The organism is Ohtaekwangia sp. (assembly GCF_036786105.1).
In the GTDB taxonomy this organism is placed as follows: Bacteria; Bacteroidota; Bacteroidia; order Cytophagales; family Cyclobacteriaceae; genus Ohtaekwangia.
Window position 1 is genome coordinate 1 of the sequence record NZ_DAIQRQ010000032.1, and the last position, 20,895, is coordinate 20,895.

Annotated in this window: 31 protein-coding genes; 28 read left to right on the forward strand and 3 right to left on the reverse strand. The window is 43.5% G+C overall.

All coding sequences use genetic code 11. The features are described 5' to 3' along the window. Positions 1–36: 36 nt before the first annotated feature. Positions 37–1,686 (reverse strand): alpha-glucan family phosphorylase, encoded by a 1,650-nt coding sequence (gene glgP, locus V7Q33_RS13865; RefSeq protein ID WP_331979923.1) that lies wholly within the window; start codon positions 1,684–1,686, stop codon positions 37–39. 251 nt (positions 1,687–1,937) lie between these two features. On the opposite strand from glgP, the gene V7Q33_RS13870 reads away from it, so the two are divergent. Next, positions 1,938–5,345, forward strand: a complete 3,408-nt coding sequence (locus V7Q33_RS13870; protein ID WP_333820221.1) for a hypothetical protein — start codon at positions 1,938–1,940, stop codon at positions 5,343–5,345. A gap of 24 nt (positions 5,346–5,369) precedes the next feature. Then, positions 5,370–6,005 (forward strand): hypothetical protein, encoded by a 636-nt coding sequence (locus V7Q33_RS13875; protein ID WP_331979926.1) that lies wholly within the window; start codon positions 5,370–5,372, stop codon positions 6,003–6,005. On the opposite strand, the gene V7Q33_RS13880 is transcribed toward V7Q33_RS13875, so the two are convergent. Then, entirely contained in the window at positions 5,975–6,934 is a 960-nt protein-coding gene (locus tag V7Q33_RS13880) for an ABC transporter ATP-binding protein (RefSeq protein WP_333820222.1), read from the reverse strand. The two genes, V7Q33_RS13875 and V7Q33_RS13880, sit on opposite strands and share 31 nt — an antisense overlap. Further along, positions 6,931–7,941, reverse strand: a complete 1,011-nt coding sequence (locus tag V7Q33_RS13885) for an iron ABC transporter permease (protein ID WP_333820223.1) — start codon at positions 7,939–7,941, stop codon at positions 6,931–6,933. The genes V7Q33_RS13880 and V7Q33_RS13885 overlap by 4 nt, the downstream gene beginning before the upstream one ends. A gap of 417 nt (positions 7,942–8,358) precedes the next feature. On the opposite strand from V7Q33_RS13885, the gene rplC reads away from it, so the two are divergent. The 26 genes from rplC (at position 8,359) to rpsK (ending at position 20,839) form a co-directional block, all read left to right on the forward strand. Next, positions 8,359–8,991: a 50S ribosomal protein L3 gene (rplC, locus tag V7Q33_RS13890; RefSeq protein ID WP_333820224.1), complete on the forward strand. Its 633-nt coding sequence runs from the start codon at positions 8,359–8,361 to the stop codon at positions 8,989–8,991. After that, positions 8,991–9,623, forward strand: coding sequence for a 50S ribosomal protein L4 (gene rplD / locus V7Q33_RS13895; protein ID WP_331979712.1), 633 nt, complete (start codon positions 8,991–8,993; stop codon positions 9,621–9,623). The genes rplC and rplD overlap by 1 nt, the downstream gene beginning before the upstream one ends. Beyond that, the gene (gene rplW / locus V7Q33_RS13900; protein WP_331970120.1) at positions 9,623–9,910 is read left to right on the forward strand and encodes a 50S ribosomal protein L23; all 288 of its coding nucleotides are present in this window, start codon (positions 9,623–9,625) and stop codon (positions 9,908–9,910) included. Before rplD ends, rplW begins: the two co-directional genes overlap by 1 nt. A 10-nt stretch (positions 9,911–9,920) precedes the next feature. Beyond that, positions 9,921–10,745, forward strand: a complete 825-nt coding sequence (rplB, locus tag V7Q33_RS13905) for a 50S ribosomal protein L2 (protein ID WP_331979714.1) — start codon at positions 9,921–9,923, stop codon at positions 10,743–10,745. Continuing rightward, entirely contained in the window at positions 10,745–11,023 is a 279-nt protein-coding gene (gene rpsS / locus V7Q33_RS13910) for a 30S ribosomal protein S19 (protein WP_331979716.1), read from the forward strand. The genes rplB and rpsS overlap by 1 nt, the downstream gene beginning before the upstream one ends. A gap of 2 nt (positions 11,024–11,025) precedes the next feature. Next, complete coding sequence (rplV, locus tag V7Q33_RS13915; RefSeq protein WP_331979718.1) at positions 11,026–11,496, forward strand: 50S ribosomal protein L22; 471 nt, start codon at positions 11,026–11,028, stop codon at positions 11,494–11,496. Further along, the gene (gene rpsC, locus V7Q33_RS13920; RefSeq protein WP_331979720.1) at positions 11,496–12,317 is read left to right on the forward strand and encodes a 30S ribosomal protein S3; all 822 of its coding nucleotides are present in this window, start codon (positions 11,496–11,498) and stop codon (positions 12,315–12,317) included. Before rplV ends, rpsC begins: the two co-directional genes overlap by 1 nt. 32 nt (positions 12,318–12,349) lie before the next feature. Next, entirely contained in the window at positions 12,350–12,772 is a 423-nt protein-coding gene (rplP, locus tag V7Q33_RS13925; protein WP_331979721.1) for a 50S ribosomal protein L16, read from the forward strand. Positions 12,773–12,777: 5 nt separating this feature from the next. After that, complete coding sequence (gene rpmC / locus V7Q33_RS13930; protein WP_331979723.1) at positions 12,778–12,975, forward strand: 50S ribosomal protein L29; 198 nt, start codon at positions 12,778–12,780, stop codon at positions 12,973–12,975. Positions 12,976–12,999: 24 nt separating this feature from the next. Then, positions 13,000–13,254, forward strand: coding sequence for a 30S ribosomal protein S17 (rpsQ, locus tag V7Q33_RS13935; RefSeq protein ID WP_331979725.1), 255 nt, complete (start codon positions 13,000–13,002; stop codon positions 13,252–13,254). 55 nt (positions 13,255–13,309) lie between these two features. Further along, a complete protein-coding gene (gene rplN, locus V7Q33_RS13940) occupies positions 13,310–13,678 on the forward strand; it encodes a 50S ribosomal protein L14 (protein WP_079690070.1) in 369 nt (122 codons plus the stop codon). A 3-nt stretch (positions 13,679–13,681) separates the two neighbouring features. After that, positions 13,682–14,023 (forward strand): 50S ribosomal protein L24, encoded by a 342-nt coding sequence (gene rplX / locus V7Q33_RS13945; protein ID WP_331979729.1) that lies wholly within the window; start codon positions 13,682–13,684, stop codon positions 14,021–14,023. Then, positions 14,023–14,574: a 50S ribosomal protein L5 gene (rplE, locus tag V7Q33_RS13950; protein WP_331979731.1), complete on the forward strand. Its 552-nt coding sequence runs from the start codon at positions 14,023–14,025 to the stop codon at positions 14,572–14,574. Before rplX ends, rplE begins: the two co-directional genes overlap by 1 nt. An 8-nt stretch (positions 14,575–14,582) precedes the next feature. After that, positions 14,583–14,852 (forward strand): 30S ribosomal protein S14, encoded by a 270-nt coding sequence (gene rpsN / locus V7Q33_RS13955; protein ID WP_079690073.1) that lies wholly within the window; start codon positions 14,583–14,585, stop codon positions 14,850–14,852. Between the two features lie 228 nt (positions 14,853–15,080). Continuing rightward, positions 15,081–15,479 (forward strand): 30S ribosomal protein S8, encoded by a 399-nt coding sequence (gene rpsH, locus V7Q33_RS13960; RefSeq protein ID WP_331979733.1) that lies wholly within the window; start codon positions 15,081–15,083, stop codon positions 15,477–15,479. 12 nt (positions 15,480–15,491) lie between these two features. Continuing rightward, complete coding sequence (gene rplF, locus V7Q33_RS13965; protein WP_331979735.1) at positions 15,492–16,043, forward strand: 50S ribosomal protein L6; 552 nt, start codon at positions 15,492–15,494, stop codon at positions 16,041–16,043. Between the two features lie 36 nt (positions 16,044–16,079). Further along, on the forward strand, positions 16,080–16,430 hold the full coding sequence (gene rplR / locus V7Q33_RS13970) for a 50S ribosomal protein L18 (RefSeq protein ID WP_331979737.1): 351 nt from the start codon (positions 16,080–16,082) through the stop codon (positions 16,428–16,430). A 10-nt stretch (positions 16,431–16,440) separates the two neighbouring features. Continuing rightward, positions 16,441–16,959 carry a 30S ribosomal protein S5 gene (gene rpsE / locus V7Q33_RS13975; RefSeq protein ID WP_331979739.1) on the forward strand — a complete coding sequence of 173 codons (519 nt, stop codon included), beginning with the start codon at positions 16,441–16,443 and terminating at the stop codon, positions 16,957–16,959. Positions 16,960–16,964: 5 nt separating this feature from the next. Next, positions 16,965–17,144: a 50S ribosomal protein L30 gene (rpmD, locus tag V7Q33_RS13980; RefSeq protein ID WP_331979741.1), complete on the forward strand. Its 180-nt coding sequence runs from the start codon at positions 16,965–16,967 to the stop codon at positions 17,142–17,144. A 1-nt stretch (position 17,145) separates the two neighbouring features. Continuing rightward, positions 17,146–17,592, forward strand: coding sequence for a 50S ribosomal protein L15 (rplO, locus tag V7Q33_RS13985; protein ID WP_331979743.1), 447 nt, complete (start codon positions 17,146–17,148; stop codon positions 17,590–17,592). Continuing rightward, complete coding sequence (gene secY, locus V7Q33_RS13990) at positions 17,592–18,908, forward strand: preprotein translocase subunit SecY (RefSeq protein ID WP_331979745.1); 1,317 nt, start codon at positions 17,592–17,594, stop codon at positions 18,906–18,908. The genes rplO and secY overlap by 1 nt, the downstream gene beginning before the upstream one ends. A 6-nt stretch (positions 18,909–18,914) precedes the next feature. Further along, entirely contained in the window at positions 18,915–19,727 is an 813-nt protein-coding gene (map, locus tag V7Q33_RS13995) for a type I methionyl aminopeptidase (RefSeq protein WP_333820225.1), read from the forward strand. Continuing rightward, positions 19,688–19,906 (forward strand): translation initiation factor IF-1, encoded by a 219-nt coding sequence (gene infA / locus V7Q33_RS14000; protein ID WP_331979749.1) that lies wholly within the window; start codon positions 19,688–19,690, stop codon positions 19,904–19,906. The genes map and infA overlap by 40 nt, the downstream gene beginning before the upstream one ends. A gap of 12 nt (positions 19,907–19,918) precedes the next feature. Beyond that, positions 19,919–20,035 (forward strand): type B 50S ribosomal protein L36, encoded by a 117-nt coding sequence (gene ykgO, locus V7Q33_RS14005; RefSeq protein WP_079690082.1) that lies wholly within the window; start codon positions 19,919–19,921, stop codon positions 20,033–20,035. A gap of 6 nt (positions 20,036–20,041) precedes the next feature. Further along, complete coding sequence (gene rpsM / locus V7Q33_RS14010; protein ID WP_331979753.1) at positions 20,042–20,422, forward strand: 30S ribosomal protein S13; 381 nt, start codon at positions 20,042–20,044, stop codon at positions 20,420–20,422. Positions 20,423–20,440: 18 nt separating this feature from the next. Then, a complete protein-coding gene (gene rpsK / locus V7Q33_RS14015; RefSeq protein ID WP_331979755.1) occupies positions 20,441–20,839 on the forward strand; it encodes a 30S ribosomal protein S11 in 399 nt (132 codons plus the stop codon). The last annotated feature ends 56 nt before the right edge of the window (positions 20,840–20,895 follow it).

A 20,895-nucleotide genomic window follows, 5' to 3' on the forward strand; every position in this document is an offset into this window, starting at 1 on the left:
ACTAATAACGATTAACCTGTAACTAATATCCGTTAACTATTTATACAGGTTGCCGTAATACTCATCCGCCATTCTGCCCGAATCGAAGAAAGGCAATACATCGCGCATACTTGTTTTCATAATGTTTAACCAACGAGTTGGATCCTCGTAGTACATTGGTATAATTTCATTCTCTAACAAATCGAGTAAGGCAGTGGCTTCTATTTTATCTTTAGAATCCTGCGTGAGTTGATCGTTGGCTGTATCGATGATGAAAGCATTTTTACCCGGCTTGGCAAATTCAGGAACCCAGCCGTCCGGTATAGAAACGTTAATGGAACCATTCATTGCAGCCGTCATGCCCGAGGTTCCAGAAGCTTCATGATACAGTCTCGGGTTATTCAGCCACAAGTCAGAACCCTTCTTTAAATGTCCGGAGAGCCAGAGCTCATAACCTGTTACAACGGTACAGTTAGGCAAATCGCGGGTCTTCCAGTATATCTCATTAAAGATGTTGATCGCACCATAATCCTCCGGGTAAGGTTTACCTGCCCAGATAATCTGTATCGGATATTTCGTATTCTGCGCAATGCGCAAAAAACGATTGTAATCGGCCATCAATAAATTAGCGCGTTTATATGCGGCAAAGCGTCTCGCCCATACGAGCGTGAGTACATTTTCATTGAACAGTTTGCCGGTCTGATTAGCCACCGTGCGGAACAATTTATATTTTAATTCCTTCTTACGTTTTACCAGCGCCTGATCATCTTCTTTCTCCAATGCCTCACCCAGTCCTTCATCCAGCCAATACGTTTTGTTTTGGGCATTTGTAATGGCAGTAATTTCACAGATGCCCTTGTAACCGCCCCACATTTTCCGGGATACTTCACCATGCAATTGCGACACACCGTTGGCGCGTTTTGAAAGACGCAGCGCGGTAAGTGTATAATTCAGCACACCATTCTCCGGATGCACATATTCGTCTACCTGCTTTAACGTAAGGCCATTAAAGAAGCTCATGCTATTGAGCAAAGGTACACTGTGTTCTTCGTTACCGGCCTTCTCGGGAGTATGTGTTGTAAACACAACGCGTTTCCTTACTTCTTCCAGGTTCTTGTATTTATCCAGCAGGTAGAAGCACAGCGGCAGCGCATGCCCTTCGTTCATGTGGTATATTTCAGTTGCACGTCCCAGTATATCCAGCAGCTTTGCACCACCGGTACCCAGGAGTATAGACTGCGCAATGCGTGTGGTTTCGTTCGGATCGTATAAACGGTGGCTGATCGTTTGTGCCAGGTAGTCGTTTTCCTGTATATCGGTTGAAAGCAGGAACAACGGTGCTGTGTGGAATACGTCAGGCTTCAATAAATATACTTTCACAAACACCCGCGAGCCATGGATCGTAATAGGAAAAACGATATTGGTATCAGTGAGAAAAAAATAATCCTTATCGCGGAAATTTACCCGTAGCGTTTGATCCTGATTTCGCTCCTGGTCGTAGTATCCTTTCTTCCAAAGTATACCAATACCAATCATATTTTGCCTGAGCTCATATGCACTGCGCAGATGTGAGCCGGCCAGGAAGCCGAGCCCGCCACTGTATATCTTCAAAGGCTGGTCTACAGCAAACTCCATGGAGAAGTAAGCAACCGGCTTCGCGTATTTCTTGTCAAATTGATAGGGGAATAATTCGTTCAGCTTGATCATAGGGGTGGTTCTGAAAAAAGAAAACACAAACTAATAAACAGATCGGATAGAGATTCATAAATCTGTATAAGAACTTACAAGAGTTTATTGCAAACGATTGTAAAATCTTTGCTAAATTTCATTTCTTATAAAATAATGTGGATGTTGCATGTGATGCGAGCGACAGGAACGTTGTCTGTTACAAGACGATCCCTCATTTTATTTACCCATCCGGTTCTTTATATTCGGACATACGCTAACAGTTGATGCCTTTGAAAAAGTCTTCGCGGAAAATAGTGATACGCATCCTCATAGCGATGATCCCGCTCATCATCCTGTTTGGCATCCTGGTGTATGCAAAGCTCTATGGATTCAAGCGCGCTTTGTCTGACTTGGTAGATTCGAAAACAGATGGCCTGTATGCTCTCTCGGTTGGTCATTCTTCCATCGATATGTTTGCGCTCACCTTTACCTTGGAAGATGTTGTGATTCGCAGAACATCGGCAGCACCGGCACGCGGCATTCGCAAAGTGAGCATCCCCTATATGAAGATCAGGTTTGGATCACTTGCATCCATGTCGATGGTGCGCAGGTTTGACATTCAAAGCCTCATCATTGACGAACCCCAGATCGAGATAGAGGCGCAACAGCGCAGCTCCGCGAAGATCGTTAACGCCAACCTCACCTATCAGATGGTGAAATTATACCCCGCCATTGAATCGCTGTTAGGCAGGTTCGATATACAGTCGCTGTCAATCCGCAAGGCAACCGTAGGAATGAAAAACCTGATGAAAGGAACGCTGCGGCTTGGATTGATCGATCTGTTAGTAGAGCATTGGAACATACAGCGACTTACCGATAACAGTCAGCTTCAGTTGAAAGTAGGCGGGCAGCAACTCGCATTTCCGAAAGCATCACTTAATTTTTCCGGTATAGAATTTAACTTCAGGCAGCATCATTTATTGTTTACTGATTTCCGGTTTGCATCGCTCGATACGGTATCGCAATCGCGCGTAGAAGTATCGGGTAAATCTTTATTGCTGCAGAAGCTTGACTATAAAGATCTATACGAGAACCAGCGCTATGCTATAAAACGTGCAGAGCTCGACCAGCCCAATGTTGTAGCAGAGTTTAAGCTGAAACGCGATACCACAAAAATTAAAGACCGCGATTTGCTTACGCGGATATTGAAGCAGGCAATAGGAGAGTGTTCTGTAGATAGCACTGTGGTGCGCGATGCACGGGTTCACCTCATCGTGCAAAAAGATCGCGACTCTGTAAAGATCGAGCTGCCACACGTTAATTTTAAAGTATATGCTTTTAAAGTTGTTCGCGATAGCAGCGCCTTTCAGGTAGGAGAACTGGAGATCGGCCTCGATCGCACAGCCATTGCGTTGCGCAGGAATTTCTCTTTTAACTGCGATGCCATATTGTTTGATAAGCATCGCGACCTTACCATAACCGATGTAGTGTTGTACGATTCCGTCAGTCAATCCACGATTGCCAAATGCGGCAAGCTCAAACTGAAATATTTCAACCTCCTTACATTTTTATTCGATAAGAAGTTTCATGCAGATGCGCTGGCCCTTGAGAATGCCGATATTCATATAACACCGGAGCGATTCAAAAAACGAGCTCAGGATACAGGAGATGCAAGCGATATAAACGTGCGCTCACTCGCCTTGCGAAATGTCAACGTAAACTATGCCGATTCAGCACGAACCATTCGGGTAAATAAACTTTCGGTAACCGCTCACGATCTTAAACAAAGTGTAAGCGGAGAGATTCAGTATACTATCGATAATATCCATTTTCAGCATGCATATATAAAACATGCATCCAAACATTTTGAATCACGACTAAAAGGACTTGCGTATGATGGACAGTCTTTCTATGCAACAGAGATCGAAGTATATAAAGATAGTCTTCACGTTCGTGCCGGCAACGTCAAGGCAAATATGTATGGAACCGCGCCTATTCAAAAAAATTATCGTCATTGGCAGTCGCTGCAAATAAACACCCTTGCGCTGGAGGGCAGACTTCCCACTCATGGTGTGAGTAAACTTGAACGGGTAGAAACTGCGCTTTCCCTGGGCATGGTTGACGAGATCGCGATTAATCATCTCAATGTTTCTTTGCAGAAAAAAGAAATTCAGATAGCCTGTTCAGGCAAAGATGTGGTAATGCGGAATGTGATCGCAGAAAAAGATAAATTCAAGCTGGAAACGCTTCGTGGCAACTTGTCGACAGTAAATTTCTCAAAGCCAGGTCTGTTAGCAACTGCGCGAATGGTAGTACTTGGTTATCCTGAAAAAATAGAAGCCAACAATTTTGTGTTTATACAAAACAATGTAAAGGTAGAGTCGGATCGGATTGCATTGCAAAACATCAATCCCGAACAGCACTTTTGGTCGATTGAAAATGTGCAGGCAAAAACGATGAATGTCGTCCTGAACAATGATCCTGTGTTTACTTGTGAGCGCGCCACGTTACATCATACAGAACTGGCTGCAGATGATGCCCCCTCCGTTGACAGGCTGGAAATATATAGTCCTGCGATTACATTGCCTGAGAGTAAAACAGCTCGCGCCAAAGCCCCCGACAGCAAAGAACTGTCGCTCGCGGTGGTAAAGCATTTTGTACTGCATCCCGGTATAGTTACCTGGAGCAAGAATAAGACTATATCTTTTGGCAAGCTGGAAGCGGACACGCGCAAGGGTATCCTCAATTGCGCCTCGATCCGTTCAGAAACCTATCGCATGATTATAGGTATATATAATGTCGCGTTGAAAGATAATGTGCTTCGCATGGATTCAATTGCGGTGCATCCCAGGCCGGAGTGGCTGTCATCCAATCGTTTTGAAGACGATATCATTCATGCAAACTTTCTTGGTGTTACCCTGCAGGGCTTTTCAAGCGAAGACTTTATCGAGTCACAGGTTATGAAAGATGTAGCAGTGTCAGTCGATAAGTTCGACTTCGATATACATCGCGACAAGCGCATGCCCGATCTTCCGGTGAAAGAGAAGCCTGTTACGCTCGAAGGATTGCTAAAATTACCAGCCTTTGTAAAGTTAAGCTCGGTCGATTTGAAAAAGGGAAAGATTCTGTACACCGAGATATCAGAGAAAACAGGAAATGCAGGTGTGGTGATGCTGGAAGATATTAACGCCATTGGCAAGTTCAGTGCCAATCGTACACTTGCATTGAGCGCTACCAGTACGTTGTATGGAGAAGGTTTAATGGAAGTAAAGTATCAATCGCTCGATACAGCTTCGTTTCTCTTACATGTTCGTGTTCGCGATTTGAACCTGATCAAGCTTAATCGTGCGCTGGTGCCGCTAGCGTCAGTGCAGGTAAAATCGGGAGTCTTGAAAGATTACGAACTGCAGGTTATCGCAAACGCAGATGAAGCAAACGGTACAGCATCCATAAGCTATGGAAATTTGCATCTTGAAATTCTGAACCGCAACGAGCCGGATAAAAAAACACTGGGCAGTGAATTGCTCACATTCCTCGCAGATGGTATTATTGTGAAGAACAGTAAAGAGAATGCAACGGCCTCCGTAACCCAACTACGGATCAGGCACAAGGCAATTTTCAATTACTGGGTTAAATCCGCTCTTCAGGGAGCAATGGGTGGAGTAAAGCGAGGCAAGAATCGGAAATTGAGAGTATAGATGCGTGGAGAGGAACCAAGGAATATGACGCGATTTGAAAGCAGCCTGACCCGGGCGCTTGCGAATATATTTACAAGCCACGCTCAAATTGTATTTGTTCTTGTTTCGGCTACGTATCTAATCAATGGATTCAGCCTGCCATCAGTAGAGAAGAGCGTGATCATTGTAGGAGCTGTTATTTACCTGGTACTGGTATATATATACCTCGGCATTACCAATCATGATTTTATTCTTACGGAAGATTCGGTGGTGATTCAGAACCGTGTGCTTTTCTTTCGAACGCACAGTGCTATTCCGTTGCGACAAGTGAGGCAGGTTTTATTTAGGCACGACTGGACAGAGACGGCAGGAAAAGAGATCAAGATCCGTATAGTAAGAACCGCGGTACGCTGGACAATGCATTTGTTTTTCCCATTCGACTATAAATGGATAGAGATATCAAACAGCAAAGCGTTACGCTTCTACTGTTTCGGTCTCGACTACGATTACTTCGATAATAAGGGGCCATTGTTCGAAGATCTTTTCAAGGCTTTAAAAGCCAGAGGCATTCGTGTTGGCTGGACGAATAAAAAGTATTCACCTTACTATGACGGACTTTGGGAATCTAATCTTAAGACAGGAGAAGAGAATCAATCACACAAATATTTCAGTAAACCCTGAAGAGAATCGAATCGCTGACCATTCACCGCCCACATGAGTTGATTTGTTTCATTTTCGATTTTAACCAAGATATCAGCGGGGGAGGAGATGGCAAAGCCGTTCCGCTCTAGTGCATTTTTAGTCCACAAATATTCTGATCCGCCTCCCTCCAGTTGAATCGTTTTTCCGCGGTGCGCTTCGTGCGTTACCTTGCCCGTTTTCAAATCAAATCCTTTGAATTGAAAAATGTTATCGAAAGTGCCATTCAATACCAGGTCTTCGGGAATACCTGTAATGATATTATGGTGAAGCCCAGTAAGCCAGATATAGTCTGCTGTTTGCAAAGCGAGGTCAAGCTCATGCGTGGCAACCAGAATAGCACGTTGTGTCCGTCTAGCCAGATCACGCAACAACCGCATGATTTCTACGCGGTTGTTCAGATCGAGGTGTGCGGTAGGTTCATCCAGCAAAATAATCGGTGTTGATTGGGCGAGCGCACGGGCAATCATCACCAGTTGAAGCTGCCCATCACTGAGTTGATGGAGCTTCCTGGAAACAAGTGATTCAATTCGAACCTGGCGAATGGCTTCGTCAATAATGTTTCGATCTTCTTCTCTCAGTTGTATACTCCAATCAAGGTAAGGGTAGCGCCCAAACGAGATCAACTCATAGACTGACATATTGGAGGCATTGATCTTATCCGTCAATACAACGGCAACCTCCCGATATCGATCTGCCTTCAGATCAATCGTTCCCCGAAGCTCTTTTTGCAAGCCGGCCAGCGTTCGTATTAATGTCGATTTACCAACACCATTCGGGCCCATAAAGCATACCAGATCTCCGCTATGCAAGTTGAGATTCAGATTCTCGAAAAGTGCTTCGTTAAAACCTGCATAGCCCACAGCCAGACCATCTGTTGACAACAATATTTTCTTGGCAGGATTACTCATGGTCTTAGTCTTGAATGGCGCATAATTACTCCGATAACAACGGGAGCTCCAATAAGGGCAGTAATAGCATTAATAGGAAGCACTTGCGTATTACCCGGCAGCTGCGAGAGTATATCACAGAAGAGCATCAATGCAGCGCCTCCCGTCATTACCATCGGAATTAGTATTTTGTGATTACTGGTGGATATTAGAAGTTTTACAAGATGGGGCACCGCCAATCCAACAAAGGCAATAGGACCACAAAATGCCGTAACTCCGCCGGTTAATATACTCGCAGAAAGTATAATCCAGAACCGCGAGCGTTTAATATCGATACCAATACTAACGGCATAGTTATCCCCCAGCAACCAGGCATTTAGTGATTTGGAGGAGCCGATAGCGATGGCTGCTCCGCAGAACAATACAACGGCTAATACAGTAAGTTCTGTCCAGTTCAACCCACCCAGACTTCCGAATGTCCAGATTAGATACGTCTGCATTTCTTCCGCACGACTTATGTACTGAAGCACGCTTACAACCGAAGATGTGCCGGCCCCAATCATTAATCCTACAATAAGAAGAGAAACATTGTCAAGCAGCTTTCGCGCAATGGCCAGCATGATCAGGAAAACTCCCGTACACCCGAATGTAGCAGCAATGGCTATTGTCCAGGGATTGGGCGTAGTAAGAAACTGTAAACCAGCTGCCGGGCTCATAAAAATCAAAGACACTGCAAGACTGGCCCCCGATGTGAGTCCCAGTACATCCGGGCCTGCCAGTGCATTTCTGAAGAGCGTTTGCATCTGAAGCCCGGCCAAGGCCAGTGCTCCACCTGCCAGCATACAGGTGAGCGCTTTTGTCAATCGAAAATTCCAGACAATGTCACTCCACACAGGCTCCCCGCCTTCATGCCCGGTAAGAATTGAAATGATCTCGCGAAAAGGAATATGTACACTGCCAAGTGAAAGGTTAAGGCCGAATAACAGAATCAATAAAAAAGGAAGAAGCAGCCAGCGATTATTATTCATGAAAATCCTGTATTGTCGTGGCTTCATTTCAAAAGCCTGATCAGGAATCAAAATTAAATTTGTTTTTGATACTACGAGATTGGTTACTGCCATTAGATCGTGAACTCTTGCGATCAAAAGTTTTCTGTTCAATGTCTTTTATTGCCAATAGGCGAATAAAATTTCGAAATTTTCGCGAATACAATGAAAAAGCACTTCTTGAATGTATTAACAAAACGACCAGTTATAAAAGCCAGAAAGCAACAAAACGGCATCTGTAAGCCTGTTACCAGTAGATTTTCTGGAAAATTTTGAAACCCACATTTGGTAACTATCCTTTAGTTCCTATCTTTGCAGTCCTTTTTGCAGAAAGAGTCTACCCCGAGTATACCTGACATGCAAAAAGTCCTGAAAAACAAGCATTAAAAGGTTTCAACCATGCCTGGCATTATAGGAAAGAAAATAGGAATGACTAGCATATTCGGCCCTGAGGGCGAGAATATAGCCTGCACAGTGATCGAGGCTGGTCCCTGTGTCGTAACACAGGTCAAAAGCGAAGAGACAGACGGATATCGTGCCGTACAACTCGCTTTTGGTGAGAAAAAAGAAAAGAACACTACGAAGGCGGCTATCGGCCACTTCAAGAAAGCGAACACAACTCCAAAGCGAGATGTAGCTGAGTTCCGCGATTTCAAAACAGAGTTCGACAACTTAGTTGAGCTTGGCAAAGAGATCCGTATTCAGGACATCTTCGTTGAAGGTGATTTCATTGATGCCATTGGTACTTCTAAAGGTCGTGGTTTTCAAGGTGTTGTAAAGCGCCACAACTTTGCCGGTGTAGGCGGACAGACTCACGGTCAACACAACAGACTTCGTGCTCCCGGTTCAATGGGTAACGCGTCTTTCGCATCACGTGTACCAAAAGGCAAGCGTCTTGCTGGCCGTATGGGTAACGATCGTGTAAAACTTACCAACCTTCAGGTGGTAAAGATCATAGCAGATCAGAATTTGATCGTAATCAGTGGTTCCCTTCCAGGAGCTAAGAATTCAACTGTAATCCTTCAGAAATAATGGAAGTAGCAGTATTAAATAATAGTGGTAAATCAACTTCTAAGAAAGTTACTCTTTCTGCTGATGTGTTTGGCATCGAGCCGAACGACCACGCCATTTACCTGGACGTAAAAAGCTTCCTAGCTAATCAACGTCAAGGCACGCACAAGTCAAAGCAGCGTAACGAAATATCTGGTTCTTCTAAGAAATTGAAGAAACAGAAAGGTACAGGGGGCGCTCGTGCGGGTAACATTAAGAACCCTCAATTTAAAGGTGGTGGACGTGTTTTTGGTCCTACTCCCCGTGACTATTCTTTCAAACTGAATAAGAAAGTGAAAGACTTGGCTCGTAAATCAGCCCTGTCTTACAAAGCAAAAGATAACTCAATTGCTATTCTCGAAGACTTCTCATTTGAGTCTCCTAAGACCAAGCAATTCCTTTCTTTATTAAATGCTCTTTCTCTGAGCGACAAGAAGACGTTACTCGTTCTCCCTGAAGTTAACAAGAACATCGTTCTGTCAGGAAGAAATATCCAGAATACAAAAGTTACAACGGCTGATCAGATCAACACATACGATGTGATGAATGCTGATAACGTGATCTTTGTAGAGAGTTCTGTAACTAAAGTTGAGAACCTATTAAATAAAGCATAATGAGTATCCTGAAGCAACCATTAGTAACGGAGAAAGTTTCCGCTTTGAACGAAAAAGGCAAATACGGTTTCATCGTTGATGCCGATGCGAACAAGGTTGAGATCAAGAAAGCCGTTGAGAAACAGTATGGCGTAAACGTTGAAAAAGTAAATACAATCAACGTAATGGGTAAAAAGAAAACCCGCTATACCAAAACAGGTATCCTTTCAGGTCGCAGACCTGGATACAAAAAAGCTGTTGTGACTCTGGCACAAGGTGAAGTAATTGATTTTTATAGCAACGTATAATTTTTGAGCAATGGCGTTGAAGAAATTAAAACCAGTAACTGCAGGTACGCGTCATAGACTCGCGCCTTCATTCGATGATATTACTGCATCGAAGCCTGAGAAGTCACTGGTAAAAACTGTAAAGAAATCAGGCGGTAGAAATAGCAATGGTCGTATGACGATGCGCTATATCGGTGGTGGTCATAAACAAAAAATCCGTGAGATAGACTTTAAACGTAATAAGACAGGTGTTCCTGCTACTGTGAAGTCTATTGAATACGATCCAACCCGTTCTGCCCGCATTGCTCTTCTGTATTATGTAGATGGTTCCAAGTCATATATAATCGCTCCGGAAGGATTGAAAGTAGGACAACAGCTTGTTTCAGGTGCTGATGTAGCACCGGAAGTAGGAAACGCACTTCCTCTGGCTAAAATTCCTCTTGGTACGATCATCCACAATGTGGAAATGAAGCCAGGCAAAGGTGGTGCAATAGCCCGCTCAGCCGGATCATTTGTTCAATTGCTGGCTCGTGAAAACGGATTGGCAACGTTGAAAATGCCTTCGGGTGAAATGCGTAACGTACTTGATGTTTGCATGGCAACAATCGGAGCTACGTCAAACGCAGATCACATGAATGAGAGCGTAGGTAAGGCAGGTCGTAGCCGTTGGAGAGGTATTCGCCCACGCACACGTGCTGTAGCGATGAACCCAGTTGATCACCCGATGGGTGGTGGTGAAGGTCGTGCATCTGGAGGTCACCCTCGTTCACGCAAAGGTCTTTACACAAAGGGTAAGAAGACCCGTCATCCGAAGAAGTATTCTGATAATTTAATTATATCTAGAAGGAAAAAATAATGGGACGCTCGATTAAGAAGGGACCGTATTGTGACTTCCGTCTTCTCAAGAAAGTAGAAGCAATGGAAAAATCAGGCAAGAAGTCTGTTATTAAGACTTGGTCCAGAAGATCAACCGTAACGCCCGAGTTAATCGGAAATACGTTTGCTGTTCACAATGGAAATAAATTCATTCCGGTATATGTAACGGAAAACATGGTAGGTCATAAACTCGGTGAGTTTGCTCCTACACGTACATTCCGCGGACATTCAGGAAATAAGAAAGATAACGCTAAGTAATCATGGAAGCTGTAGCGAAAAAAACAAAGCGTTCGGTATTAAAGCGCGAAAAGCGTGATGCCAGGAAAGAAGCTGCTAAGACAGGACCTTCTTTGGCTAAATTGAAAAATGTACCGACATCTCCGCGTAAGATGAGATTAATTGCTGACCTGATCCGAGGTGAGCGCGTAAATAAGGCTCTTAACATTTTAAAGTATGAGCCTAAGATTGGAGCACCGAAGTTGGAAAAACTTCTGTTGTCTGCAATCTCCAGCTGGGAAGCGAAACACACAGATGTAAAGCTTGAAGAAGCTGATCTGTATGTAAAAGACATCTTTGTTGATGGCGGTCGCATCCTGAAAAGATTAAGACCTGCACCACAAGGAAGAGCTCACCGCGTAAGAAAGCGTTCAAATCATGTTACGCTGATCGTAGACAGCTTCAAAAAAACTGGTGCTGAAGTAGTAGCAACTGAAAAAGAAACGAAGGAATAATGGGACAAAAAATTAATCCGGTAAGCCTGCGCTTAGGCATCGTTCGTGGTTGGGATAGCAACTGGTACGGTGGCAAAACCTTCTCTGATAAACTCGTTGAAGACCAGAAAATCAGAGAGTACGTTCAGGCTCGTATTCCGAAAGGCGGAATTGCTAAAGTTGTTATTGAAAGAACATTAAAGCGCATCACGCTAACCATTCACACTGCTCGTCCAGGCGTTGTAATTGGTAAAGGTGGTGGCGAAGTAGATAAGATCAAGGAAGAGTTGAAGAAGATCACGAACAAGGATGTTCAGATCAACATCTTCGAGATTAAGCGTCCTGAATTGGATGCGAAACTTGTAGGTGAATCTATCGCTCAGCAGATCGAAGCTCGTATTTCTTATAAGCGCGCCATGAAACAGGCAATTGCTTCAGCAATGCGTGTTGGTGCTGAAGGTATCAAAGTAAAAGTATCGGGTCGTTTGGCTGGTGCTGATATGGCGCGTACTGAGCAGTACAAAGAAGGACGTATTCCTTTGCACACACTTCGTGCTGATATCGACTATGCTCACTCTGAAGCGCTGACCGTATACGGAAAGATCGGTATTAAAGTGTGGATCTTTAAAGGCGAGATCTATGGAAAACGTGATCTGTCACCAAACGTAGGCTTGGCTAGCACATCTGGTCAACAAGGTGGTGGCGAACACCGCGGAGGCAGAGGCGATCGCAATGAGCGTGGTGGAGATAGAGGCGGCCGCAGAAGAGGCGGTGATAATAAACGCGATGGTGGAAGACGTGGTGGTGATAACCGCGGCCGAGGTGAAAGAAGAAACGGTTAATATAAAGTAACAACGCATTAAAGCCCGTAACAATGTTACAGCCTAAACGAACGAAATTCAGAAAAACGCAGAAAGGCCGTGTTAAAGGAATGGCTACCAGAGGTCACTCAATAGCATTCGGTTCATTTGCATTGAAATCTTTAGAAGGAGGATGGATAACAGCGCGCCAATTGGAGGCGGCTCGTATCGCAGTTACTCGTGCCATGAAGCGCGAAGGACAGGTGTGGATCCGTATCTTCCCCGATAAACCAGTAACCCGTAAGCCTGCTGAGGTTCGTATGGGTAAAGGGAAAGGTGCTCCGGAATATTGGGTAGCCGTTATCAAGCCAGGTACTATTTTGTTTGAGGCTGGTGGTGTTAACATGGCAACCGCGAAGGAAGCTTTGAAATTGGCAGAAGGTAAATTGCCGATCAAAACGAAATTTACTGTTAGACCGGATTACATAGAACAATAAGCGCTATGAAAACAACAGAAATCAAAGGATTGACTGTAGCCGAACTGAAAGAAAAGATCGGTGCTGAAAAAGAAGCGCTGCGCAAGCTGCAGTTTGCTCATCAGATTTCATCCGTTGAAAATCCGATGAAACTGAAAGATACACGTAAGCTGATTGCACGCCTCAGCACGGAGTTGACAGCAAAACAAAAGGCCGCAAATTAATTATAACGAATAACGATTAACGTTATGGAACGTAACGAACGCAAAGAAAGGATCGGCAAGGTAGTTAGCAATAAAATGCAAAAGACCATCACGGTAGCTGTCGACAGAAAAGTGAAGCACCCGATCTATGGTAAATTTGTGAACAGAACTACCAAGTTCAAGGCTCATGACGAAGAAAATACGGCTGGTATCGGCGATACCGTACGTATCATGGAAACTCGTCCGCTGAGCAAAGACAAGCGCTGGAGATTGGTTGAAATCGTTGAGAAAGCGAAATAACCAATCAGCTGAACCTGAAGCTTTAAGGATAAAAGAGAACTGAAGAAATAAAGATATGATACGCACCGAATCCAGACTTACCGTAGCAGATAACAGTGGAGCAAAGGAAGTTCTTTGTATGCACGTGCTTGGCGGTACAGGTAGACGTTACGCTTCTGTGGGCGATAAGATCGTGGTTACTGTAAAGTCTGCTCTGCCTAGCAGCCAGGTTAAAAAAGGAACCGTGACCAAAGCTGTTGTTGTAAGAACAACAAAAGAGGTGAGAAGAAAAGACGGATCTTATATCCGCTTTGAAGATAATGCTGCCGTTCTGTTGAACGCACAGGATGAACCACGCGGTACGCGTATATTCGGTCCTGTAGCCCGCGAACTCCGCGAGAAGCAGTTTATGAAAATTGTTTCATTGGCCCCAGAAGTTATTTAAGCCATGGAAAGAAAGTATAACAAACAGCCTAAATTGGGCATTCGCAAAGGTGATAAAGTTAGAGTTATCGCCGGTGATGATAAAGGTAAGGAAGGCGCGGTACTCGAAGTACTTCTCTCCAAGAACAGAGCAGTAGTAGAAGGTATCAATATCATAACAAAGCATACCAAACCATCAGCTGGTAAGCCGGAAGGTGGTATCAAAAAAACAGAGGCTTCCATTCACATCAGTAATTTACAACTGATTGATCCGGCCAGCGGGAAATTAACCCGTGTTGGTCGTAAGCTTGATGATAAAGGTCAGCTGAAGAGATATTCTAAGAAAACAGGAGAATTTATTAAATAATGGCTACTCCAAGATTAAAGGACAAGTACGCGAAGGAAATTGTCCCTGCATTAAAGCAGAAATTCGAATATTCATCCATCATGCAGGTTCCTCGTATCGAGAAGATCTGTATCAATAAAGGTATGGGTGTAGCGGTGACGGATAAGAAGCTGATTGATGTGGCAATCGAAGAGATTACCAATATCACTGGTCAAAAGGCAGTTTCTACAAAATCCAAGAAAGCAATCTCTAACTTCAAGTTGAGGGAGAATATGCCAATCGGTGTTCGTGTAACACTACGTGGTGATAAAATGTATGAATTCCTTGACAGACTGATGAGCATCGCGTTGCCTCGTGTACGCGATTTCAAAGGTGTTAACAATAAAGGATTTGATGGTCGTGGTAACTATACACTTGGTGTTAAGGAACAGATTATCTTCCCGGAGATATCAATTGATAAGGTAACGAAGATCAGCGGTATGGACATCACGTTCGTTACCACTGCTCAGACAGATGAAGAAAGCTTTGAGCTTCTGAAGGCGTTCGGAATGCCCTTTGCTAACAAAAACTAATTACAAGCATGGCTAAATTATCAGTAATAGCAAGACAAACAAAGAGAGAGAAGCTCGTTGCAACGTATGCAGCAAAGCGTAAAGCTCTGAAAGAAGCTGGTGACTATGTAGCGTTGGATAAATTGCCACGCAATGCATCACCAGTTCGTTTGAAGAATCGTTGCAAACTCACTGGCCGTCCGAAAGGATACATTGGCAAGTTCGGTGTTTGTCGTAACGTCTTCCGCGAAATGGCTTCAGCAGGCAAAATTCCTGGACTGACAAAAGCAAGCTGGTAATTTAATACCATCGTTCACACACGTTTCTTCACGGCCACACTTCTCAGGCGATTGAAATAGCCCAACGTCCGAGATTAAATACTAAACATACGGTGCTGAGTATCAAGGTCTCCTGAGAAGATTGGGATGAAACCAGATGACAGTTTTGGATAATATAAATTGTTATATATCTTTGCAGCCCGGTTTAAAAAACGCGGGCTTGCTTTTTAATATAAAAGGACGAATAAAATGACTGATCCGATAGCAGATTACTTAACCCGGTTGCGCAATGCCATAAAGGCGAATCACCGCGTAGTGGAAATCCCTGCATCCAACCTCAAGAAGGAAATCACAAAGGTTCTTTTTGATAAGGGTTATATCCTTAATTACAAATTTGAGGATGTTGCTGACAGGCAAGGAAACATCAAGATTGCACTTAAATACAATCCTGAAACAAAGCAATCAGCAATTACAAAACTTGAGCGTATCAGCACGCCAGGTTTGAGAACGTATGTTAATACAAGTTCTCTGCCACGTGTTATGAACGGCTTAGGTGTTGCCATCCTTTCGACTTCGAAAGGAGTGATAACTGACAAAGAAGCTCGTACGCTGAATGTTGGTGGTGAAGTATTGTGCTACGTTTATTAATAAAGAGAAGCAATGTCACGTATAGGTAATAAACCAGTTTCAATTCCTGCAGGTGTTACGTTCAACTTTGCTAATCACAAAGTAAGCGTTAAAGGACCTAAAGGTGAATTACATCAGGCGATCGACCCTGATTTTACAATAAAACAAGAGAACGGAGAAATATCTGTTACCCGTCCTACTGAACAGAAGCGCCATAAATCAATGCACGGATTATACCGAGCCTTGATTGCCAACATGGTAGAAGGTGTATCAAAAGGATATAAGCATCAGCTTGAGTTAGTGGGTGTAGGTTATAAAGCAACAGCACAATCTAATGTGCTTGAGCTCAGCTTGGGATATTCTCACAACGTTTTCCTTGCTGTTCCTTCAGAAATTAAGGTACAAGCTATACAGGAAAAAGGTCAAAACCCTACTATCATTCTGGAAGGTATTGATAAGCAACTAATTGGACAGGTTGCCGCTAAAATTAAGTCACTTCGTAAAGTTGAGCCGTACAAAGGGAAAGGTATTCGCTTCACTGGTGAGTTTGTTCGCAGAAAAGCTGGTAAAGCTGCTGCTAAGTAATTAAGATAAAAATCGCATCATAGAGACGATAAAGCTATGGCAGGCAAGAATCAAGAAAGACGCACAAGAATAAAAGCTGGTGTTCGTAAGAAGATCAGTGGTACTTCAGATAGACCAAGATTATCTGTATTCAGAAGTAATCGTGGTTTGTATGTTCAGATTATTGATGACTCAAAAGGAGTTACAGTGGCTTCAGCTTCTACCTCAGAATTGGGCGAGAAGACAAGCCTTAATGTTGAGAGCTCTAAGAATGTAGGCAAGAAGATCGCTGAAAAGGCTATCGCTACAGGAGTACAGTCAATCGTATTTGATCGTAACGGGTACCTGTATCATGGAAATATTAAAGCTTTGGCAGAGGGTGCCAGAGAAGGTGGATTAAAATTCTAAGAACTGAAATATGTCAGTAAGCAATATCAGCACAGTTAAAGCCAGCGAGATCGATCTGAAAGAGCGCGTAGTAGCCATTGAGCGTGTTGCAAAAGTGGTAAAAGGTGGTCGCAGATTCAGCTTCGCAGCGATCGTTGTAGTAGGTGATGGCAATGGAGTAGTAGGTTATGGACTTGGTAAAGCCAATGAAGTAACAGATGCCATTACAAAAGGTATAGACGATGCTAAGAAGCACTTGGTGAAAGTGCCAATTATTAAAGGCACAGTTCCGCATGAATCACTGGGCAAATTCGGTGGCGGATATGTTCTGCTGAAGCCAGCGTCACCTGGTACAGGTGTTATAGCAGGTGGTGCGATGCGCGCGGTATTGGAAAGTGCTGGTGTGCATAACGTATTGGCAAAGTCAAAAGGATCATCCAATCCGCACAACGTGGTAAAAGCTACTTTCAAGGCCCTTACCAGCATGCGTGATGCGTATACTGTTGCCAAAAACAGAGGAGTTTCATTGTCGAAAGTGTTTAACGGTTAAGCGACATGGGAAAAGTACAGATCATTCAGACTAGAAGTATCATTAAAAGACCTGAGACTCAACAACGTACTATAAAGGCGTTAGGTCTTGGTAGAATCAATAAAACGGTAGAGGTAGAGTTAACTCCTCAAATTGCCGGTATGATTGCTAAAGTGAATCATTTGATTACCGTAAAAGAATTGTAAGATGAAGTTGCACACACTCAAACCTGCTGAAGGTTCTACAAAGACAAACAAGAGACTTGGCCGTGGTCAGGGATCAGGTGGTAGCACGGCAGGCCGTGGTCACAAGGGAGCACAATCAAGATCCGGATATGCAAAGAAAGCTGGTTTTGAAGGTGGACAGATGCCACTTCAGCGCCGCGTTCCTAAATTCGGTTTCAAGAATAATAATAAGGAATATTTCAAAGCAGTCAACCTCGATGTAATCGAAGGTCTTGCCGAGAAAATAAAAGCTAATGCACTTACTTTACAGGTATTGGTAGAGAATGGTGTGGTTGGTAAGAATGATAAAGTAAAGGTATTAGGAAGAGGCGAGTTGAAAGCCAAAGTAAATGTTGAGGCACATGCGTTCTCAGCATCTGCTACACAAGCAATTGAAAAAGTAGGTGGAACAGCCACAACGGTTAAGTAATGAAGCGATTCTTTCAGACCATAAAGAACATCTTTTCAATTGAAGACCTAAGAGTCAGGATTCTGAACACTATCGGATTCCTGATTATCTTCAGACTTGGGTCTTTTATTGTATTGCCTGGTATCGATCCAAACTTGTTGGATCCTAGCCGAAACACAAGTGGAATCCTTGGATACCTCAATACATTTCTGGGAGGTGCATTCAACAACGCATCCATTTTTGCGTTGGGAATTATGCCCTACATTTCAGCTTCGATTATTGTACAGCTTTTGACTTTTGCTGTACCGTATTTTCAGAAACTGCAGAAGGAAGGAGAGTCTGGTCGTAAGAGATTGAATCAACTTACCCGTGTATTGACGATTGTTATTACAGTATTCCAGGGATATAGTTATCTGAAGGGCACAATTGACCCTGCGGTTATAACAACTCCTGGTACTATGTTCTATGTTACTTCACTTGCTCTGATTATTTCAGGAACAATGTTCTGCATGTGGTTGGGTGAGCGTATTACGGACAAAGGTATCGGTAATGGTATATCTATGCTGATAATGATTGGTATAGTATCAAGATTACCGCTTGCAATCTTCTCTGAAGTAGCGGACAAGTTCCCGGGTAAAGCGATCATCTTCATTATTGAAATATTTGCGTTGTTTGGAATAGTGGTGGCTGTAATAGCATTGACACAAGCAACACGTAGAATTCCGATTCAATACGCTAAGCAAGTGATTGGCAACAAGTTATATGGTGGAAAGCGTGACTTTATTCCATTGAAGCTTAATTCTGCGGGTGTTATGCCTATCATTTTTGCTCAGGCATTGATGTTCATACCTGCGTTGCTAGCTGGAATTTGGAATGACAGCGATCTTGGTGCGTACATAGGATCTACTTTCTCTGATCCATATTCATGGCAGTACAGTGTGTTGTTTGCGAGCATGATCCTGATCTTTACGTTTTTCTATACGGCGATCACGATTAACTCAAATGACATTGCTGATAATTTGAAAAGAAACGGTGGTTTTGTTCCAGGTGTGAAACCTGGTAAACAAACTGCTGATTTTATAGATACCGTGTTATCACGGATCACGTTACCTGGCGCTTTATTCCTGGCTGCAATAGCGGTGCTTCCAGCATTCGCAGTAAAGGCAGGTGTAGGTCAGAACTTCGCACAGTTCTATGGCGGTACTTCATTGTTGATTCTTGTAGGGGTTGTACTCGATACACTTCAACAGATTGAAAGTTACCTGCTAATGAGACACTATGAAGGTATGATGAAGTCGGGTAGAGTGAAAGGACGTTCTCAATTTGCTGCGGCCTAAAACTAAATGGTCCAATTAAAGACGGAAGAGGAACTGATAATTATTCGTGAAGGAGCCCAGATACTTGGGAAGGCTCACGGAGAAGTAGCCAAGCTGATAAAGCCGGGTATAAGAACTCTAACGTTGGACAAGGTTGCCGAAGAGTACATTCGGGATAATGGTGGGGTTCCCTCGTTTAAAAATTATAACGGGTTTCCTGCATCCCTCTGCATCTCAGTAAATGATGTAGTGGTTCATGGATTTCCGGGTACGTATGAACTGAGAGAAACCGATATTATCTCCGTAGATTGTGGAGTATATTATAAGGGTTATCACAGTGATTCGGCTTACACATATCCATTGGAGGCGGTAGGTGCTCAAACCTTGTTATTGCTGGAACGCACATACGATTCTCTTTATAGAGGTATCGAGCAGGCAAAGGCAGGAAACAGGATTGGTGACGTAGCGTATGCCATTCAAAGTTATGTAGAAAGCTTTGGATATGGTGTAGTTAGGGAACTGGTTGGTCATGGAGTTGGCAAGAAACTTCACGAAGATCCTGAAGTTCCAAACTATGGCAAACGCGGTAAAGGAGTAAAGATTGTGCCGGGAATGGTGTTCGCAATAGAGCCCATGATTAACCAGGGAACAAAGAATGTTGTGCAGGAGCGAGATGGTTGGACCATCCGAACTTCGGACAGGAAACCTTCGGCGCACTTCGAACACACAATAGCCGTGCATGAAGATAGGACGGAGATATTGACAACGCACAAGTATATAGAAGAAAATTATACGTATAAGTGGCGAAACAAAAGTCAATTGAACAAGATGGTACTATAAGCGAAGCATTGTCGAATGCAATGTTTCGGGTACAGCTCGAAAACGGCCACGAGGTATTGGCCCATATTTCCGGAAAAATGCGAATGCACTATATCCGGATTTTACCAGGAGACAAAGTACGTTTGGAAATGTCGCCTTATGATTTAACAAAAGGAAGAATTGTATTCAGATACAAGTAAGTAGATAACGACATGAAAGTTAAAGCATCCATAAAAAAGCGTAGCGCTGACTGTAAGATCATCAGACGCAAGGGCAAACTGTATGTGATTAACAAAAAGAATCCGAGGTATAAACAAAGACAAGGGTAATAGACTATGGCACGTATAGCAGGTGTAGATATTCCTGATAACAAGCGAGGCGAAATCAGCCTTACTTACATTTTTGGTATTGGCCGCAGGTCAGCCCAAAATATCCTTACTGAAGCCGGCATTGACTGGGATAAGAAGGTTAAGGAATGGAATGATGATGAATCCAATGCGGTTCGCGCAATCATCGCCGAAAAATACAGAATCGAAGGTGTATTAAAATCTGAGATTCAGCTTAGCATTAAGCGCCTTATGGATATCGGATGCTATCGCGGTCTTCGTCACCGTAAAGGTCTGCCTGTTCGTGGTCAAACTACGAAGAATAACGCACGTACTCGTAAGGGTAAGCGTAAGACAGTAGCGAATAAGAAGAAAGCAACTAAAGGTTAATAGATAAACTTTTCAATAATGGCAACTGCTGAAAAGAGAAAAGATAAAGCAAAAAAGAGAGTAGTGAATGTTGAGGCTGTGGGCCAGGTACATATCCGGGCTACTTTTAACAACATCATCATCTCTGTTACCAACTCAACTGGTCAGGTCATTTCCTGGGCGTCTGCTGGTAAAATGGGCTTTAAGGGATCAAAGAAGAACACTCCTTATGCAGCGCAAACAGCTGCTCAGGACTGTGCTACCAAAGCTTTCGAACTTGGCTTGCGCAAAGTAGAAGTTTTTGTAAAAGGTCCTGGGGCTGGTCGTGAGTCGGCGATTCGTACGATCCAGAACTCCGGTATTGAGATCACTGCGATCCGCGATGTTACGCCGCTTCCGCACAACGGTTGCCGTCCTCCAAAGAAAAGAAGAGTATAATAAAGCGATAATGGATTGAAGGCTCAGGATATCCTGAGCTGAAAATTCTAAAGTTA

Excerpts from the sequence above, each read along its gene's own strand:
- glgP (WP_331979923.1), bottom strand. The coding sequence starts at position 1,686 with ATGATCAAGCTGAACGAATTATTCCCCTATCAATTTGACAAGAAATAC.
- V7Q33_RS13875 (WP_331979926.1), top strand. The coding sequence starts at position 5,370 with ATGACGCGATTTGAAAGCAGCCTGACCCGGGCGCTTGCGAATATATTT.
- V7Q33_RS13880 (WP_333820222.1), bottom strand. The coding sequence starts at position 6,934 with ATGAGTAATCCTGCCAAGAAAATATTGTTGTCAACAGATGGTCTGGCT.
- V7Q33_RS13885 (WP_333820223.1), bottom strand. The coding sequence starts at position 7,941 with ATGAATAATAATCGCTGGCTGCTTCTTCCTTTTTTATTGATTCTGTTA.
- rplC (WP_333820224.1), top strand. The coding sequence starts at position 8,359 with ATGCCTGGCATTATAGGAAAGAAAATAGGAATGACTAGCATATTCGGC.
- rplD (WP_331979712.1), top strand. The coding sequence starts at position 8,991 with ATGGAAGTAGCAGTATTAAATAATAGTGGTAAATCAACTTCTAAGAAA.
- rplW (WP_331970120.1), top strand. The coding sequence starts at position 9,623 with ATGAGTATCCTGAAGCAACCATTAGTAACGGAGAAAGTTTCCGCTTTG.
- rplB (WP_331979714.1), top strand. The coding sequence starts at position 9,921 with ATGGCGTTGAAGAAATTAAAACCAGTAACTGCAGGTACGCGTCATAGA.
- rpsS (WP_331979716.1), top strand. The coding sequence starts at position 10,745 with ATGGGACGCTCGATTAAGAAGGGACCGTATTGTGACTTCCGTCTTCTC.
- rplV (WP_331979718.1), top strand. The coding sequence starts at position 11,026 with ATGGAAGCTGTAGCGAAAAAAACAAAGCGTTCGGTATTAAAGCGCGAA.
- rpsC (WP_331979720.1), top strand. The coding sequence starts at position 11,496 with ATGGGACAAAAAATTAATCCGGTAAGCCTGCGCTTAGGCATCGTTCGT.
- rplP (WP_331979721.1), top strand. The coding sequence starts at position 12,350 with ATGTTACAGCCTAAACGAACGAAATTCAGAAAAACGCAGAAAGGCCGT.
- rpmC (WP_331979723.1), top strand. The coding sequence starts at position 12,778 with ATGAAAACAACAGAAATCAAAGGATTGACTGTAGCCGAACTGAAAGAA.
- rpsQ (WP_331979725.1), top strand. The coding sequence starts at position 13,000 with ATGGAACGTAACGAACGCAAAGAAAGGATCGGCAAGGTAGTTAGCAAT.
- rplN (WP_079690070.1), top strand. The coding sequence starts at position 13,310 with ATGATACGCACCGAATCCAGACTTACCGTAGCAGATAACAGTGGAGCA.
- rplX (WP_331979729.1), top strand. The coding sequence starts at position 13,682 with ATGGAAAGAAAGTATAACAAACAGCCTAAATTGGGCATTCGCAAAGGT.
- rplE (WP_331979731.1), top strand. The coding sequence starts at position 14,023 with ATGGCTACTCCAAGATTAAAGGACAAGTACGCGAAGGAAATTGTCCCT.
- rpsN (WP_079690073.1), top strand. The coding sequence starts at position 14,583 with ATGGCTAAATTATCAGTAATAGCAAGACAAACAAAGAGAGAGAAGCTC.
- rpsH (WP_331979733.1), top strand. The coding sequence starts at position 15,081 with ATGACTGATCCGATAGCAGATTACTTAACCCGGTTGCGCAATGCCATA.
- rplF (WP_331979735.1), top strand. The coding sequence starts at position 15,492 with ATGTCACGTATAGGTAATAAACCAGTTTCAATTCCTGCAGGTGTTACG.
- rplR (WP_331979737.1), top strand. The coding sequence starts at position 16,080 with ATGGCAGGCAAGAATCAAGAAAGACGCACAAGAATAAAAGCTGGTGTT.
- rpsE (WP_331979739.1), top strand. The coding sequence starts at position 16,441 with ATGTCAGTAAGCAATATCAGCACAGTTAAAGCCAGCGAGATCGATCTG.
- rpmD (WP_331979741.1), top strand. The coding sequence starts at position 16,965 with ATGGGAAAAGTACAGATCATTCAGACTAGAAGTATCATTAAAAGACCT.
- rplO (WP_331979743.1), top strand. The coding sequence starts at position 17,146 with ATGAAGTTGCACACACTCAAACCTGCTGAAGGTTCTACAAAGACAAAC.
- secY (WP_331979745.1), top strand. The coding sequence starts at position 17,592 with ATGAAGCGATTCTTTCAGACCATAAAGAACATCTTTTCAATTGAAGAC.
- map (WP_333820225.1), top strand. The coding sequence starts at position 18,915 with ATGGTCCAATTAAAGACGGAAGAGGAACTGATAATTATTCGTGAAGGA.
- ykgO (WP_079690082.1), top strand. The coding sequence starts at position 19,919 with ATGAAAGTTAAAGCATCCATAAAAAAGCGTAGCGCTGACTGTAAGATC.
- rpsM (WP_331979753.1), top strand. The coding sequence starts at position 20,042 with ATGGCACGTATAGCAGGTGTAGATATTCCTGATAACAAGCGAGGCGAA.
- rpsK (WP_331979755.1), top strand. The coding sequence starts at position 20,441 with ATGGCAACTGCTGAAAAGAGAAAAGATAAAGCAAAAAAGAGAGTAGTG.